Below are 16,126 nucleotides of genomic sequence, written 5' to 3'. Positions count from 1 at the left end.
ATCATGCAGCGCACCGTGCGCCGAGATACACACGCGGCAATGCAAGCCAAGACATATTTATTCGCAACATCGCAGGGAGGTTTATGAACATGAGTCAACACCAAGCGAACATTTCAGAATCCATTACTTTTTACGGCGCCGGAGCGATGGCCGAGGCGATCGTGAAAGGGCTGATCAGCAAGTCCGTCGTGCAGGCCGGAAACATTACGATGCTCAACCGCAGCAATAGCCAGCGGCTAGAAGAGCTTCAGCGTCTTTACGGCATCAAGGTCAGCAATAATGCCGACCTGCTTCCAGGCATTCTGCAAAACTCACCGATTATCGTACTTGCGATTAAACCGAAGGACGCGGCTGAAGTTCTTCGCAGCTTGGGACCGCTGCTTTCCGCAGATACGCTGATCGTATCGGTGATCGCCGGTCTCACCATCCGCACGATCCAGGATCTTTTGGGCCGGAAACAGCCCGTTGCCCGCACCATGCCAAACACGTCCAGTTCCATCGGACTCGGCGCCACGGGCATCGCTTATTCCAAAGAAATCGATGACCGCCAGCGGCAGACTGTGACCGCCTTGTTCGGCGCCGTCGGCACCGTCACCGTTGTCGAAGAAGAAAAGCTTGAAATCCTGACGGGCATTTCAGGGAGCGGCCCGGCTTACATCTACTATATGATGGAAGCGATGATGGCCGCAGGCATCCGCGGCGGCCTGACGCCCCAGCAATGCCGCGAATTGACCGTCCAAACCGTTCTGGGCGCAGCGCGCATGGTGCAGTTGACAGGCGAAGAACCTTCGGCGCTTAGAGCCAAAGTGACCTCCCCCAACGGTTCTACGCAAGCTGCGATCGAAACGCTGGACAAAGGGGAGTTTTTCGAAACGGTGATCGCCGCCGTTGCCCGCTGCGCGGAACGTTCGAAGGAAATGGGAGCCGCATTAAAGGAGGGAATTTCGTGAGCTATTGTACAGCCACATATCGTTTGTATGACGATCAAGCGGATTTTCGCAAAAAAGCCGACTCCATCGCTGTCGGCATGACCGTCGGCAGCTGGACCGAACTGCCGCAGGCCAAACGGGAATCGATGCAAAAACATCTGGGCCAAGTCCTAAACGTTGATGTACACGAACCGGAAGGCGTTAAACCAGGCGAACGTTACGCCGATATAACAATTGCGTACCCGGATGTGAATTTCAGCCGAGACATTCCGGCCCTGCTCGTGACTGTATTTGGCAAAATTTCGATGGATGGACGCATCAAGCTGAACCGGCTCGGATTCTCGGAAGAATATCTTTCCGCTTTCCCCGGGCCGAAGTTTGGGATTTCCGGCATCCGCGATGCTCTTGGCGTCTATGACCGTCCGCTCCTGATGAGCATATTCAAATCCGTCATCGGCCTTAACATGGATGAACTACGTGACCAATTTACAAGACAAGCCCTTGGCGGAGTCGATCTGATCAAAGATGACGAAATATTGTTTGAAAACGAGCTTACCCCCATCGAAAAACGCGTGGAAGTATGCCTTAAGGCAGCTGAAGCAGCAAGCCGCGAAACGGGCAAAAAACTGCTGTATGCGGCCAATTTGACAGGCCCGACATCGCGTTTGAAATCCCAGGCCGTCAAAGCCATCGAAGCAGGCGCCAACGCTCTTCTGTTCAACGCGCTTGCTTACGGTTACGACGTCCTGCATGAACTAAGCTCGGATCCCGACATTACCGTTCCGATTGCTGCGCATCCTTCATTGGCCGGTGCTTATTATCCATCCCGCCATTACGGCATCTCCGCTTCAGTGCTGCTCGGCCAGCTGATGCGCCTGGCAGGTGCGGATCTCGTCCTCTTCCCTTCGCCTTATGGCTCAGTTACGATGCCGCGCGAAGAGAACATGGCCATCCGCGATGAGCTGATGACCGGCTCGCTGCCGATGAAAGCCAGCATGCCGGTTCCGTCCGCAGGCATTCACCCGGGGCTGGTGCCGCTCATTTTGCGCGATTTCGGGCAAGATGTGGTGGTGAACGCGGGCGGCGGCATTCACGGCCACCCTATGGGAACGGAAGCCGGCGGCCGCGCTTTCGTGCAGGCGATTGAAGCCGCGCAGCAATCCATCCGTCTGGCGGATTACGCCGATGCCGGGCATCCGGAATTAAAGGCGGCGCTGGAAGCTTGGGGGGAAAAGCGATGACAGCAGGCAAGAACCCTGTTATCTTTTGCGATTTCGATGGAACGATTACCCTCTCCGACAACATCGTGGCCATTATGAAAGAATTCAAGCCCGAAGGTTATGAGCAGATCATGAAACGGACCGTAGACCAGGAAATCTCCTTGCGCCAGGGCGTTGGCGAAATGTTTGCGCTGCTGCCCTCCAGCCACAAGGAGGAAATCGTGGAGTTCGTGCTCAGCCGTGCCGGCATCCGCGCCGGTTTCCGGGAATTTCTTGACTATGTAAAACAGGAAAATATCGAATTTTATGTTACAAGCGGAGGCATGGATTTTTTCATCGACCCGCTGCTTGCTCCGTTTGACATCCCTGCCGGCCATATTTTCTGCAATAGCGCCGATTTCAGCGGTGAAAGAATCGAGATTTTGTGGCCGCATCCCTGCCAGGACCCGTGCCATAACGGCTGCGGCATGTGCAAATCGACCGTTATGCGCCGCTTTCCGGCGGATCAGTATGAACGGATTCTCATCGGCGACAGCCTGACGGATTTTGAAGGAGCGAAAATTGCCGATCTGGTCTACTCGCGCTCCATCTTAACCGATAAATGCGCCGAGCTAGGCGTTAAACATGTACCGTTCACGGACTTTTTCGACATTATGCACGATATGAAACAGAAACAACAACAAGGAGTGCTGTAGCCTATGACTTTTGCGAACATCAGTCTTGAAGAGAAACAGCAGGTGCTGGAACAGCTCCGGCAAATCAAGCAGCAGTTTGCGGCTAAAAGCTGGTTCCCCGGGACCAGCGGCAATTTATCCATGCGTGTAGGGGATTTCGATCCCGGGCATTTTTATTTTGCCATTACCGCCAGCGGTAAAGATAAATCGGCCAATACGCCTGAAGATTTCCTGTTTGTGGACAAAAGCGGCCGGGCCGCGGAAACGACGAATCTGAAGCCTAGCGCCGAAACGCTCATCCACTGCGAAATCTACCGTCTGACCGGCTGCGGCGCGGTATTTCACGTCCATACTATCTTCAATAATCTGATCAGCGAATGGTTCGGCGATCAAGGCGCTGTCCCTGCGCAAGGCATAGAACTGATCAAAGCCTTTAATATTTGGGAGGAAGACGCGGCCATTTCAATCCCGGTACTGCCTAACTTCGCCCATATTCCGTCGATTGCCGAGCGTGTGGAAAATGTTCTGAATCCGGCGGTTCCGGGCATTCTCTTGCGCAATCACGGCATTTACGCCTGGGGTAAAGATGCGTTCGAAGCCAAAAAACATCTGGAAGCCTTCGAATTTATTTTCGAATATTTATACCACAGCATCCTGCTGAAAAACAGCCTTCACCAGGCAAGCCGTTAAGAGGCAACCTAAAAGCCCTGCCGCATCGTAAGGAACTGACCCCTGTTTGTGAGACAAGGATCAGTCCCGTATTTATGCGTACAGGGCTTTCTGGCATGTTGCGGGACATTTTAAATCATACCGCAACATATTTATACGAAAAATAACTTCGCGCATTAAAGTGTGAAAGCGCGCCAAAGCAAAAAAAGGTTTCTGTTTGATTGAACTTCCAAAATATGGGTCTATGTTAGATTCAGCTCATGAATCTCAACTTTATAGCCCATCTGGTTGATTTTACGAATCCAGTACTCAATAGTCTTCTCGCGTTTACCCAAATAGTCTGCACCCAGTTCCTCGTAAGGCACTTTGTCGCGAAGGACGACGTAGATCATGCGTAAGAGTAAATGTGAAACCGCCATAATGGCCTTTTGTTTGCCCATACGTTTGACCAGCCTGTAGTACACCGCAGCGATCCGTGAGTCTTTCTTACGTATCGCTGCCCAACTACATTGGCAGAGAACCGATTTTAGCCCTCTACTTCCTCGTTGGTTCTTTTTTCTTTTTTTTTACCGTTACTTTCATGATTGGCTGGGCATACCCCGGCCCATGAAGAAACGTGCCCATCGGATGGAAATTGAGACATATCTGTACCCAATTCGGCCACGATGCTCGCCGCTGCATCATGGTTGATCCCAGGAATGGTGTCCAGCAATTCCATTTCCAAGTGATGAGGCGTAAGCAGAGAATCGATTTCCGCTTCCAGTTCCACAATCTCCTTCTCGAGATACACAATATGCTCCAGATGTCTTCGGATCATATTACGGTGATGGATGCGTAATCGTCCATTCAACGACTCCATGAGTTTGGGGACCTTACGCTTTAGTGTCGACTTGACCATGTCTCGAACTTGCTTCTCATCGAGCACCTCGCCATTGACAATGGATTCAAGCAACGCTCGACCGGAAACCCCAAAAATGTCGCTCATAAAGGTGGTGAGTTTCAAATTCGCATCTTGCAAGATCTTGTGAACCCGGTTCTTCTCTTGGGTCACATTCTGGAGGAGCTTGCGCCGATAACGAGTCAAGTCACGCAAATCGCGAATGTCTTTATGAGGTACAAAACTCTTCTCGATTAATCCGCTGCGATGCAACCGAGCGATCCATTCCGCATCGTTGTAGTCGGTCTTCCGGCCTGGAACATTCTTGATACGCGTTGGGTTGGCTAAGGTCAACTCACACGTGTCCTCCAAAACGTTCCATATGGGTTTCCAGTACACGCCTGTGCTCTCCATAGCTACATGTGTGCATTCCCGAGCCAGAAGCCACTCTTGCAATTGCAGCAATTCTTTCGTGGTCGTCCCGAATGTTTGAATTTCTTTCGATGGCTTTTTCTCCAGCGGACCGGAGAGCAAGCAGACTACGATGTTATCCTGATGAACATCTAGACCGGCACATCGTTCCAAAATTGCATCCAAGAGGAACAACTCCTTTCGAGGTTTCAAGATTTGTACAGACAGATCATGCAACCTTGTACAAGATGACACTTTATACGCGTACTCGTAGTAACAATCGGCGATTCTCGTGGTTGCAATGGGTCCGATTCTAACACGGAGTGTGTCTCCAAAATATAACCGACCTCTGATCCATCTATCTTAAGTACCTCAAAAAGTGGGCAAGAACGCAAGTCCCATTTTTCATATATGGTGGTGACCGTCAGGCCATGTTTGATTCTAATGGACACCACGACCGCTAAGTAACAAAAAACAGCCGTTTTTAAATTTTAACGGACGCCACAGCGCTTAAATGCCCAGATACACCGCCAAAAGGGAGCTTTTTCACTAAATAGCAGCTGCTGTGTCCGTTAAAAACTATAATCGTCGAAATTACCCATAATAGCGGCTGCTGTGTCCGTTAGCAAAAACAAATTCTATTCCTAATCCTTTTCCTTTTCTTTAGTTCCGCTTATATGAGGATTTTGCAAAATCCAGAAAGCGACTTTCAATCAGCAGCATATAGAGCGGAACGGTTTAGTTCGTCTATATATTGGGCTCGGGAGCGGCCGGAATCGAATTTTGCAAAATTCTGATATAAGATGTCGATCCGTTTTTTTATTCCACAACGGCTCTAAGCAGTTCTGCCACATTCCTGTTCCCCTGCTTCTCCGCTAACTCCGATGCAGTTTCGCCGTCACCACAACGCTCGCTCGCATCCGCGCCGTTTGCCAGCAGCAGCCGAATGATCTCCACGTTATCGTCATGAAAAGCTGCGGTATGCAGGCAGGTATGCCCGTTGCTGTCGAAAATACGCGTGTCCGCTTTATGCGCGAGCAGCGTCCGGATGACATCCATGTCCCTCTCCCCGGCGATTGCCGCATGCAGTGCGGTATTCGACGGAATATACGGTATGTTCGAATGGGAAACCGCATTAACATCCGCACCTGCCTCGATGAGTACCCGTACCGCCTCGGCATGCCCGTAATGAGCTGCATAGCCAAGCAGCGTCAGCCCATCCGCATTTTCCAAATTTGCCCGCTCGGGCTGGAACTTCAACAATTCCTCAAGCCGAGCTGCATCGCCTTCCTGAGCCGCCCGGAACAGCTCATCGATCTGCTCTTTTTCTTCCAAATCCTAGGTCCTCCTTATTTGTGATGTTCATGTACGAACCTAATCATAATGCCATCGAAAGAATGTTTGCTTCTTCAAAATCACCTTTTTCCGCGGCATACCGATGGACTTACTCCAAATCTTCTGGCAAACAAGCTGCTGAAGGAGCCATGGCTTTGAAAACCAACTGCCAAACAGATGTCCGTCACCGGCCAGTCGGTCTGACAAAGCAGCTTTTTCGCTTCCTGCAGCCGCTTTTCCTTCAAAAGTTGATGCGGGGTAAACCCAAAAAGCTGTTTGAACCCCCGCAGAAAATGATTCGTCGACAGGCAGGCCGCCTTCGCCGCCTCCGAAACCGTAACGGATCTATGATAATAAGCGGAAAGGTATTCATATCCGATATATACGCGCCGATATAATTCCTCGCTCGTGGAGGATTTGACGGTGGGCAGTTTGGACATTTCGTGCCGGACCTGGCGATGTTCCCGAAACAAAACACACATCAGTTCATGCAGCTGTTCTTCAATACCGGCAGGGTCATATATACCGTTTGCGGAGTCCATCCGCATCTGTTCCAATATTTGCGAAAATTCCGGCCCTATGCCATATGTTTTAGCGACAAACTCGATCTCCCGGCCCCCTGCATTAAAAGGATCATCCAAAAGCTCTTCCTCCCGCCGCACGCAACTCCGCCAAACCTCTTCCGGCATCCCATGCGGAAAAAACACGCAAAACGACTCGACAGGCTGATCGGACTCAATGGCAATGCTGTACTCCTGCCCCTGGTTAAGCAGCAGATACCTGTTATCCCCGACGGAATAATGCCCGTTCCCAGCTTGGTATAAAGCGCTGCCGCCCCTGAAGGTTTTCACGGAAAGTTTGCCGGTACCCTTCCAGTAATATTCTGCGCTTTGCTCATGCAAAACCGGAGAAGGCATCCAGGTCCGGGTATGCTCTTGTTTGAAGTTCATATGGTCTACAGTCCTTTACTCTATAATTGCCCTGCTTGAAGTTGTTTCAGCATCTGATCCGCCCGCCTTGCGCTTTCGATCGTCCATGGCGGCGATTGCGGGTGACCGGCGATTTCTTCCGTCGTCATCCAGTACACGGCTTCGACTTCATCCTCGCTTTTTCTATAGGGCGTACCCTGAGCGTATTCGCAAAGAAACACAACATTGATGACGGGAATGCCTTCTGCGGTCAGAAAAGACGAGCTGTAGACAAAATGCAGCTTTTCCTTGATTTCGATGCCAACTTCCTCAAAAATTTCTCTCTTTACAGTCCGCTCCAGAATATCCTGGGAAAACCCTTCCTGTTCCACCGTTCCGCCAACAAAAGCCAAAGTGCCGCCAGCATGCTCTTCCTCTGCTCCGCGTTCAATCACCAGCCACTTGCCGCCCTTCACGACCGCTCCCTCTACATTAACCGCGAACATTTTCATCCCCTCCATATTCTGCATGTGTTATGCCAATATATTACGCTTTGCCTGGCCATAAATCCTGCTTAGTAAAATGAAAACAACCGGCTTGCCGCCGGTTGTTTTCAAGACGTACTTATTCATTTTCCACTCGAACGGCCTGTTCCCAGTGCTTGTTCATCACCAATCACCCCAGATTGTTCTTGATTTGCTCCAGCACCTGCAGTTTTAATCCATTCGAACGGCTCGCGAGCTCTGCTCCCGTTTCCTCGAACGAGCTTCTCAAGCTGGCATCTTTAATGCTGCCAAGGTTGATCTCGACCGTAATCCACGCCGATTGAACGGCCGCGTCCAACATGATGAGCGCAATGCCAAGATCAGAAATGACGTTTTTATTGGCTTGTGCAGTAATCTCCGCAAGCTCGGTCATGATCTCGAGACTCCGCTTCATGAGGCTTAGCGGTACGGAAGCTGCCTGAACTGCAGCCTGCTGCAAGGCGGCGGCGCGTGCCTGTTTTTCTTCCTCCGTGCCTTTCGGCAGCCCCAAAGCAGCCATATACCCGCTAAAAGATTCCATGTCCTTCTTCAGGAAGGATTCGGCTTCCACCATGGCCGACTGCATAAGTTTCACGATGTCCGCCATTTTCTCCCGCACATGTTCGAATTTAGGCCCGCTTGTGATATTCGCCACCATGGAACCCATAGAAGCTCCAAGCGCTGCCGCTAAAGCGGCGATGCTTCCTCCGCCGGGCGTTGGCGAGCTTGAAGCTGACGATTGCAAAAACTGCCGGATCGGTTGATCGAAGACTTGAGTTTCGGATGCTGCAGCCTGCGCCGGCACGGACGACTGCTGCAGACGGACCGCCTGCATCAAATTCTCGAACAGCATGACGGTCGTCAGCGTTCCTACGCCGCCCGGTACCGGCGTAACCGCTTTGGCGGTCTCTGCCGCTTCGGGTACAACATCGCCCGTAATTCCTGAAGCCGTCTCATTAATGCCTGCGTCAATGACAACAAGCTCCGGATGCAGCATATCCGCGGTGATCAGTCCGGCATGGCCCGCCGCGGCCATCAGAATATCGGCCTCTGCAATGTGGTCGGCCAAATTTTGCGTGTGGGAATGGCAAACGGTTACCGTCGCGTTTTCGCGCAGCAGCAGCTGCATCAACGGTCTGCCTACCGTTTCGCCGCGTCCTACCAAAACCACCCGCTTCCCTTTTAACGCAAACCCAAAATGCTTTGCTATCCGGATGCAGGCCTGCGGCGTGGCCGGGTAAATGCCGGTGCCTCCCGTCATGCAGGCAAGCTTATTCGCCGAAGAAATACCGTCAACGTCTTTTTCCGGTGCAATCGCATCCGAACAATTTTGCACGCTGATATGTTTGGGAAGCGGAAGCTCCAGCATAATGCCATGCACCTTCGAATCGCGGTTCAAACGCTCGATTTCTTCCAGCAGGCGCTGCTCCGTAACTTCGGGTTCAAACGTGATCAAATCAAATGCGATGCCCAGTTGATGGGCTTTTTTCTCTTTAGCTTTGGCATAATACTCCGATGCGGGATCGCCCTGCACCAAAATGGTGGCCAGACGGGGTTCCACCCCTTTTTCTTTCAAACGGCTAACTTCCATGATAATAGATTCGGAAACTTCGTTTGCCAGTTCCTTTGTTTTTAGCAGCATGCCCATTCCAGTCGCCTCCAAATAAAGTTGGTTATAAACACAAAAAAGCATTTGGATGGATCGATCGATACCACCAAATACTTTGCCCAGGCGTACGGCTGTTATGATCCATGTGCTCCCTCGTGGTTTGCCCACGTTACGCCAGTTACACATAGCTGAATACAAGCAGCTTTATTTTAGCATAGATTTTATGTTTAGACGCCAAATTTTTTACCCTTTTTAATTCAATTTCATAATGGATTCGTATTGAGTATTTTAACCCGTCTCTTAAACGATCCCTCGCATGGGCGAACTCGGAATACAGGCGGAGTGCTTTCCCTTTCTTTAGTTCAATTGATATAGAATGAGTGAAATCTATTTTTCCGCTTATAAGCAGTTTTTATATAAATGCCATCCATGGATCACGTTGCACCTCACCGATAACAAAAAAGAGCCTCACACAAGTGGTACGAACCCATGTGAAGCCTCTCTTCTACTTCATGTTTCCTACGACTTTCACTCTCAGTCTCGTCGCATTTCCCGGATGATAAGCCAGCGGGGTTTCTTCCACTTCCACGAGCTCGACCGTGGCCGGATCAGCGCCGGCCAGCACCGCCTGGTTCACGGCTTTTTCTTGCGCATCTCTTAACGAATCCTCGCGCGGCTCCGTAGAATAGATGTATATTTGCTCGTATTGTCCGCTGATTTGGGCAATACACGCGCCAATGGCGTTGGCTACGCCCCCGTTCTCCGGCTTAATCATATGGGATACCCCGCGAATCGTGTCGGGTATAACGACACTGCCGCCGCCTACCAAAACAAGCTCAACGTCTCCCGACGATGTCTTCATTTTATCAATGGCCTGCTCAATGATGATTGCGATTTCAGCTTGCACATTTTTAGCGAAGTCTTCATCCAGATGCGCTACCAGGCTCTTATCCCCGACATCCGCGAGACCCAGCCGAACGGCAATGTCTGTTGTAGTCAGCGTATGCCCGCCAAAGACCAGCGCTTCCTGTCCAATCTTGTACCCTACGCTGTCAGGGCCAACCGTAATTTTGCCGTTCTCCGAGCGCACAATGCTTCCGCCGCCCAGTCCGACGGAGATAATATCCGGCATGCGGAAATTCGTGCGGATATCGCCAACCTCGACCGCAACCGAGGATTCTCGCGGGAAGCCGTCCTGCAAAACCCCGATGTCCGATGTCGTCCCGCCTACGTCGAGAACCATCGTATCCTTGATCTTCGCCAAATAAGAGGCACCGCGAATACTGTTCGTTGGCCCGCAGGCAATGGTTAGGATCGGAAACTTTTTAGCGTAATCAATCGACATTAAGGTACCGTCATTTTGGCATAAAAACACCGCTGCGTCAGAGATGCCTTCCTCTTCTAGGGCTTGAACAAAGCCCTCGGTCGTCGTTTTAATGACTTTGCACAATGCCGCATTGAGTATGGTCGCATTTTCCCGTTCGATCAAACCGACCGAACCGATCAGGGAAGAACAGGAAACCGGAAACTCTTCGCCATATACTTCATGGATGAGATCGCGAACCCGGAATTCCTGGTCATTTTTAATAGAAGAAAACACGCCGATAACCGCGATGGACTCGACACTGCCTCGCCATTCCTCCAAAAGAGCTTTAATCTCGGCCTCATTGACTTCACCAAGCACTTGGCCGTCGTATTCATATCCACCGTGGACGAGAGCATATTTACCCGTCAGCTTCTCCACCATATCCTCAGGCCAGGACGTATACGGGGCCACGGAAGCCGTTGCGGGGTAACCCAGTCGAATGACACCGACTTGGGCCAGCTTTTTACGCTCAACAATGGCATTCGTACACTGTGTCGTACCTAACATGGCATGCGTAATTTTGTCTTTATCAATCTTCGCCCCCTGCAGCAGCTGCCGGAGCGAGGTTTCAATCCCTGTTTTAATATCCAAGCTTGTCGGTGATTTCACCGCATGGATCAACTGATGATTCTCATCCAAAATGATGGCATCCGTGTTGGTGCCGCCTACATCGATCCCGATTCTATACATTTTCAGCCACCGCCTTTTTTACCAGTTCCTCGATTGGAACAAAATCGTAATCATATCCGAAGTATCTTGGACCTGCCGTCTCGATTCCTTTTTCCGTTCTCCACTTTTCATGAGCTGGCAGTCCGATCACCCGTACGCGTTTTCCATATTTCAGGCTTTCCGTGGTCACAGGCAACAAGGTTTCATAATCGACAAGACAGATCAAATCCGGAGTCATCGCTGCTACTTGACCATTCAATTCGGCAACCAGGTTTTCATTTTGAAAATGAACCTTCATCTCTCCCCCTTTAAACGCCTCGATGCCTTCGAGATGCATGCGACCGAGATTAAATCCGCCCTTGGTCTCGCGGATGACATCCACGATTTTACCTTGGAAAAGTTCATAGCCGGACACAAGTTTGAGCAGTTCTTGAAGCTTATCCTTGGCGTCCCGGTTCTTCGATGTAATGATTGCGCCAATCTGTTCGGACAGGGTCACGATATGATGAACGCCGCTTTGCTTGATTTGAGCGCCCGTCGCCGGATACAGGCTGACTAAAGCGCTTGCTCCCATTTCAACCGTAGCCACTCTCGCCAGCCGTTCCGTCCATTGATTGTCAATGGTCTCAAAAATACCGATATTCCCTTTTTCATCCGTAATCGCCATCGGTGTCGCCGGAATGCCGTCCAGGTTAAACGTCACCATTTGCAGCTCCGGGAACGCCCGCCCCATACCGTCGCAGTCGATCAGAGGCAATCCCAGCTGCGCAGCAACGACGATGGGAATCATGGAGTTGACGCCCCCCGCTTCCATCGGAAACGTGCCGGCGATCTGTTCTTTTCCCAAGTAATTCGCTAATTTTTTGAATACCTTCACAAACTCGTCCCCTTTAGGGAATTTCTCAACTAATACGGAAGGCGCCCCCATCATCGCGGCCGGAATGAAAAAGTCCTCATCCTGAATCTCATCAACCGAGAATAGTTTTACAGGTCCAAACTTCTCAATGGCCGAGAGAGCCATCAATTTTCCGATATAAGGGTCTCCTCCTCCGCCTGTTCCCAGAAATGCTGCGCCGACGGCGATGTTTTCAACTGCTGCTTTATCTACATATCTCATTTGCTTTCCTCCAATATGACTGTCTTCTGAGCCGATAAACGATAGCCTGCATAATACACTACAAAAGAAATGACAATTCCGATCAACGGCTGATTCGGTACCTGCGGCAAGCTCGGGAACAAGGATAACACGACAGGGGTACAAGCAATAACCGCGCCTACGAGCCAGGAAACGACGCCCGGCGTATTCACTCCTTCGACCTCATGCCAGCGGCTCTTATCCCCTTTGCCAAGCACCCAGTAAGATGCGATCATCACGCCTGCAACCGGCGGAATCATGGCCGACAGGATGGACATAATCGGAGTAAAATAGTTGAGTATACCGACGACAGCCAATACGGTCCCCATAGTTCCCGCGATGCCGATGGCCCACTTTTCCTTTTCCTTCGATACGTTGAACACGTTAATGAAGGCAATACCGCCTGAAATGGCGTTCACGAGGTTCGTCTTCCATGTAGCCAGGATCAAAACCACACCGCCAAGAAACGGAGTCGTGATGCTCAAAAAGGTTGCTGTAATATCGCTGGTCTGGTAAGCAATAGTCAGGACAGCTCCTGCGCCGATCATCAGCAAACCTGCCGGAATGATTCCGAAAAGAGCGGCTTTCAGCACATCGGACCGTTTTCTCGAAAATTGCGAATAATCTCCCGCGATGACCGCGCCCAGCGCAAATGAACCCAGGGTTACCGCGAGTCCATCCGTAAAGTTCATAGCGGCCGAAGGCTTATAATGCTGAATCATCTGCAGGGAATCGCCGGTCAAAGCTTTGATCAGACCAAAGATACTGATTCCGACTAATAAAGGAACGGCAATATAGCTGATGACGCGCAGCACTTTAACGCCATACATGGCTGAAACTACCATCACGAGACCGCAGATAAGAGATGCCAAGGGTACCGGAAGGTGCATGCCGATCTCGGCCAGCAAATTGGCCAAGGCTGCGCCGCACACATTCGCCTGGATCCCGAACCATCCGAGGCACGCAATGGCGAGGATGATCGAAATAATCGTACGAGATCCTTTTTGGCCAAACACCTGGCCTGCGACCTGAACGGTCGGCCTTCCTAAATCCGTGCTTTGAATCCCCTGCAAAATCATGAGCAGCACAATAATGGAGTAACCTGCTAACGTGACAAGCAATGCCTTCGATAGTCCCATGCCTGCAATAAGCGCATTCCCTACCAACAAACTCGGGATGCTGATGACCGCGCCTGCCCAGATGATCCCGAGACTGAACCAGGATTGATATTTTTTAGCGGATTTCATATGACCCCTCCTCACGTTTGTTCGTTCGAATCATTTTTCTAATTGTAAAAGATGAAGCAGGGAAGCGTCTTTTTCAGAAAATAAAAAAAATCCCGATGTTTTTATCAGATTCGACAAAACATCGGGACTTTTCAGTTATGAATAAGACGATAGACCATACAGGCGGTGTAAACATCATACGATTCCGAATTGACGGTGACGTCATATCCGATTAACTCGCTAATTTTTTTGATGCGATATTTCACGGTGTTTTTGTGGACGAACAACAGCTTGCTGCATTCATCCATATTCCCCTTCGCATCCAGAAGAAAAGTCATCAGGGTTTTCAAAGCGACCGGGTCGTCCATGATCGGCTCCATGACGGACAAGCATTCCTCCGTAACCTCTTCCCCTTGCTTGCTCAGGTCTATGGCCCGCTTCATGGAACGGACTTCAGCCGCGGTATATAGTTTGCGATGATGATAGATGCGGTGAACCTCTTTTTCTACGCCGTTGACGAGTTGATACATCCGCCTTACGTCCTGCGTGTTCCGCATTCTCGGAGAATACACGATGCTTGATATTTCAGCGATGAGACTCGTGTTTTCAATATATTCCGCTGCGATTTCAAACTCATTGTATTTATAGGAACAATTCCCCAGCAAAACGACAACGCAGTGATCGATCGTTTGAATGACCGCGGTTTTATAATATTGCGAGAGATGCGCTTTTAAATCTTCCCTTATCCTTCTTTCCTCCGACAAATCCTGAATGTAAACGAGCCACATCATTTGGATGGCGGAAACGTCGATATAAAGCAAACTGGCCAATCTGCGCATTTTTTCGCTTTCATCATTCACGATGGCTTTAACCAGAGCGTATTCGCTGACCTCGTTATGCTTATCTCCCCACAAATTGATGGCCACCTGCACAACCTCGCTGATTTGATCCATCGTCTTCGGAGGCAGCTTCGTATTTTCTTTAATGAGGAATAGGTAAAGGGCCTCCCCGTTTTTTTGATGAACACGTTTGTATTCAACAAAGCAGGACGAATCCAGCTCTCCTTCTCCCATTCTGCCGTTCAAAATGGAAGGCGCCATGGACCGGATCAGATTCGCAACTTGGAGCGATGAATTGCGCGGCCACATGACACGATTGATGATATCCAGATTGCTGTTAGTCAGAACGATGTTCGCTTTCATCCGATCCGACAGCAGTTTAAGAGTAATTTCCACGCTCCGTAAATGTTCCGGCAGCAGCGAGACCTTTTCCAGTGATTCATTCACGAAATGCTCATTCACATTCTGATTGCTTACGATCGCCTCCATGACTTCATAAATGACTTCATTATACCGAAGAGAGTAATCGTTTCTCGGCATGCAAATGATAATAAAATCCAGAGATTCGGCCAGCTCGATCACTTCATCGGCTATATCTGGCATTATAATGCCGACATAGTACAGAATCAGTCCCACTTCACCCAGGTCATGCAAATATTGAACCGTTTTGCACTGCTGCTCCACGCTATCCTTAATGGAATAAAAAGAGCTGATGACCAGCTCTTCGGCATACCACTCTTCTTGAACGGTTTGAATAATTTGCGAAAAGAAATTGACATCCGCCACCTCTAAAACAGATAAAGAGGAAACGGTCTGATGCAGCCTGCTTGTTCCAGTGACCACCTGAGCCCCCCTAAACGAAGGCAGCTGCAGTAAATCTTTAACGGTTACCCCAATTCAACCACCACTTTTTTGTTCGATTCAAGCCCAAGCTATGATGCTCGGCATAACGCAGCAGCCGAAGATAGGCTTATTAATATTAGTATAACCCTCGTTATGATAAGCAACCAAGTAAGTTCCTTTGCCAACTATGAATTTTTTTGCATACTTGGCCTGATTCGAGAGAAGGAAGCAAATCATACTTCCGTAACCTTTGATAAAGTTCTATACCATCTATAATTAGATCTGCTAATTTGGTGTTTTTATTTCCATCCTGGTCAGGATCATGTTCATCATATCTACTTGAAGGTTTTTTTTAGGAGATTTATGTTTTTCATCCTTGCTCCTTTTTTCTTGAAGGATTTCACCTAACGTTACCGCATTCACGACGTCCGACAAATGTCAGACGTGTCTGGCTAAATCCTGTTCCCTGAAACTCCTCTGCCAAGACCGAGGGCCGAATGGCACGATGTGACTTTTGATCATCTCTTAAAACAATATATTTACCTTCACTTGAATAACCCTTGTGGATTTGTTCAATTTGAACCTTCCCTTGTAAAAAAGGAATATGTTCCATTAATAACTGCTCCATGAAATACCCCCCAGCAAACAGTCTTTCGCCATCTTTCATATAACGTTCCCGTATTCACGAACTCGAGAACCTTAAGACAGCTTCAGCTGCCGGCAGCGACGCGTTTAGTTTTGCAGGGTTGTCGGCTGATTCCGTTTCCCCGCTGACTGCCAAATGCATCTCTGAAACCACCTCTATATGCTTCGGCCGGACCACGGATCGATTCAAACGGATCCGCAGCGTGAATATTTTGTTGTCGGATGTTCATCTGTGAATAGCCTTCAG

15 protein-coding genes, 2 pseudogenes and 1 riboswitch are annotated in these 16,126 nt (G+C 49.8%); of the genes and pseudogenes, 4 read left to right on the top strand and 13 right to left on the bottom strand.

The features are described from left to right. The first annotated feature begins 83 nt into the window (after positions 1-83). From proC to L6442_RS12430, 4 genes are read left to right on the top strand one after another with little or no spacing between them, the layout of a single operon-like run. Entirely contained in the window at positions 84-950 is an 867-nt protein-coding gene (gene proC, locus L6442_RS12445; RefSeq protein ID WP_194233698.1) for a pyrroline-5-carboxylate reductase, read from the top strand. Then, positions 947-2,170 carry a 2,3-diketo-5-methylthiopentyl-1-phosphate enolase gene (locus L6442_RS12440; protein ID WP_212981591.1) on the top strand — a complete coding sequence of 408 codons (1,224 nt, stop codon included), beginning with the start codon at positions 947-949 and terminating at the stop codon, positions 2,168-2,170. Before proC ends, L6442_RS12440 begins: the two co-directional genes overlap by 4 nt. After that, positions 2,167-2,844, top strand: a complete 678-nt coding sequence (locus L6442_RS12435) for a 2-hydroxy-3-keto-5-methylthiopentenyl-1-phosphate phosphatase (protein ID WP_212981590.1) — start codon at positions 2,167-2,169, stop codon at positions 2,842-2,844. Before L6442_RS12440 ends, L6442_RS12435 begins: the two co-directional genes overlap by 4 nt. A gap of 3 nt (positions 2,845-2,847) precedes the next feature. Beyond that, a complete protein-coding gene (locus L6442_RS12430; protein WP_212981589.1) occupies positions 2,848-3,513 on the top strand; it encodes a methylthioribulose 1-phosphate dehydratase in 666 nt (221 codons plus the stop codon). 221 nt (positions 3,514-3,734) lie between these two features. On the opposite strand, the gene L6442_RS12425 is transcribed toward L6442_RS12430, so the two are convergent. From L6442_RS12425 to L6442_RS12365, 13 genes and pseudogenes are all read right to left on the bottom strand, one after another. Beyond that, positions 3,735-3,956, bottom strand: a complete 222-nt coding sequence (locus L6442_RS12425) for a hypothetical protein (RefSeq protein ID WP_237099961.1) — start codon at positions 3,954-3,956, stop codon at positions 3,735-3,737. Positions 3,957-4,018: 62 nt separating this feature from the next. Next, the gene (locus L6442_RS12420) at positions 4,019-4,966 is read right to left on the bottom strand and encodes an IS110 family RNA-guided transposase (RefSeq protein ID WP_237099960.1); all 948 of its coding nucleotides are present in this window, start codon (positions 4,964-4,966) and stop codon (positions 4,019-4,021) included. Positions 4,967-5,599: 633 nt separating this feature from the next. Further along, positions 5,600-6,115: an ankyrin repeat domain-containing protein gene (locus tag L6442_RS12415; RefSeq protein ID WP_212979921.1), complete on the bottom strand. Its 516-nt coding sequence runs from the start codon at positions 6,113-6,115 to the stop codon at positions 5,600-5,602. A gap of 80 nt (positions 6,116-6,195) precedes the next feature. Further along, the gene (locus L6442_RS12410) at positions 6,196-7,065 is read right to left on the bottom strand and encodes a helix-turn-helix domain-containing protein (protein ID WP_212979922.1); all 870 of its coding nucleotides are present in this window, start codon (positions 7,063-7,065) and stop codon (positions 6,196-6,198) included. Positions 7,066-7,085: 20 nt separating this feature from the next. Continuing rightward, the gene (locus tag L6442_RS12405; RefSeq protein ID WP_212979923.1) at positions 7,086-7,529 is read right to left on the bottom strand and encodes an NUDIX hydrolase; all 444 of its coding nucleotides are present in this window, start codon (positions 7,527-7,529) and stop codon (positions 7,086-7,088) included. A 169-nt stretch (positions 7,530-7,698) separates the two neighbouring features. Next, positions 7,699-8,292, bottom strand: a pseudogene (locus L6442_RS12400) (cyclodeaminase/cyclohydrolase family protein); the annotation flags it as partial. A gap of 60 nt (positions 8,293-8,352) precedes the next feature. Further along, positions 8,353-9,195 (bottom strand): annotated as a pseudogene (locus L6442_RS12395) (bifunctional 5,10-methylenetetrahydrofolate dehydrogenase/5,10-methenyltetrahydrofolate cyclohydrolase); the annotation flags it as partial. 71 nt (positions 9,196-9,266) lie between these two features. Beyond that, a riboswitch (ZMP/ZTP riboswitch) is annotated at positions 9,267-9,348 on the bottom strand. Positions 9,349-9,661: 313 nt separating this feature from the next. Continuing rightward, the gene (locus tag L6442_RS12390) at positions 9,662-11,212 is read right to left on the bottom strand and encodes a hydantoinase/oxoprolinase N-terminal domain-containing protein (protein ID WP_212979925.1); all 1,551 of its coding nucleotides are present in this window, start codon (positions 11,210-11,212) and stop codon (positions 9,662-9,664) included. Then, positions 11,205-12,308 (bottom strand): S-methyl thiohydantoin desulfurase family protein, encoded by a 1,104-nt coding sequence (locus L6442_RS12385; protein WP_212979926.1) that lies wholly within the window; start codon positions 12,306-12,308, stop codon positions 11,205-11,207. The genes L6442_RS12390 and L6442_RS12385 overlap by 8 nt, the downstream gene beginning before the upstream one ends. Next, a complete protein-coding gene (locus L6442_RS12380) occupies positions 12,305-13,573 on the bottom strand; it encodes a cytosine permease (protein WP_212979927.1) in 1,269 nt (422 codons plus the stop codon). Before L6442_RS12380 ends, L6442_RS12385 begins: the two co-directional genes overlap by 4 nt. A 131-nt stretch (positions 13,574-13,704) precedes the next feature. Continuing rightward, the gene (locus L6442_RS12375) at positions 13,705-15,234 is read right to left on the bottom strand and encodes a PucR family transcriptional regulator (protein ID WP_237100289.1); all 1,530 of its coding nucleotides are present in this window, start codon (positions 15,232-15,234) and stop codon (positions 13,705-13,707) included. Positions 15,235-15,634: 400 nt separating this feature from the next. Further along, positions 15,635-15,862, bottom strand: coding sequence for a hypothetical protein (locus L6442_RS12370; RefSeq protein WP_212979928.1), 228 nt, complete (start codon positions 15,860-15,862; stop codon positions 15,635-15,637). A gap of 82 nt (positions 15,863-15,944) precedes the next feature. Next, positions 15,945-16,109, bottom strand: coding sequence for a hypothetical protein (locus L6442_RS12365; RefSeq protein ID WP_212979929.1), 165 nt, complete (start codon positions 16,107-16,109; stop codon positions 15,945-15,947). Positions 16,110-16,126: the final 17 nt, after the last annotated feature.

The sequence above is a fragment of the Paenibacillus azoreducens genome, from assembly GCF_021654775.1.
GTDB classification, from domain to species: Bacteria; Bacillota; Bacilli; order Paenibacillales; family Paenibacillaceae; genus Paenibacillus_AQ; species Paenibacillus_AQ azoreducens.
The sequence above is the reverse complement of the archived record's forward strand: the minus strand, read 5'-3'. Positions and strand labels throughout refer to the sequence as shown.

Excerpts from the sequence above, each read along its gene's own strand:
- proC (WP_194233698.1), top strand. The coding sequence starts at position 84 with ATGAACATGAGTCAACACCAAGCGAACATTTCAGAATCCATTACTTTT.
- L6442_RS12435 (WP_212981590.1), top strand. The coding sequence starts at position 2,167 with ATGACAGCAGGCAAGAACCCTGTTATCTTTTGCGATTTCGATGGAACG.
- L6442_RS12430 (WP_212981589.1), top strand. The coding sequence starts at position 2,848 with ATGACTTTTGCGAACATCAGTCTTGAAGAGAAACAGCAGGTGCTGGAA.
- L6442_RS12410 (WP_212979922.1), bottom strand. The coding sequence starts at position 7,065 with ATGAACTTCAAACAAGAGCATACCCGGACCTGGATGCCTTCTCCGGTT.
- L6442_RS12405 (WP_212979923.1), bottom strand. The coding sequence starts at position 7,529 with ATGTTCGCGGTTAATGTAGAGGGAGCGGTCGTGAAGGGCGGCAAGTGG.
- L6442_RS12390 (WP_212979925.1), bottom strand. The coding sequence starts at position 11,212 with ATGTATAGAATCGGGATCGATGTAGGCGGCACCAACACGGATGCCATC.
- L6442_RS12385 (WP_212979926.1), bottom strand. The coding sequence starts at position 12,308 with ATGAGATATGTAGATAAAGCAGCAGTTGAAAACATCGCCGTCGGCGCA.
- L6442_RS12380 (WP_212979927.1), bottom strand. The coding sequence starts at position 13,573 with ATGAAATCCGCTAAAAAATATCAATCCTGGTTCAGTCTCGGGATCATC.
- L6442_RS12370 (WP_212979928.1), bottom strand. The coding sequence starts at position 15,862 with ATGGAGCAGTTATTAATGGAACATATTCCTTTTTTACAAGGGAAGGTT.
- L6442_RS12365 (WP_212979929.1), bottom strand. The coding sequence starts at position 16,109 with ATGAACATCCGACAACAAAATATTCACGCTGCGGATCCGTTTGAATCG.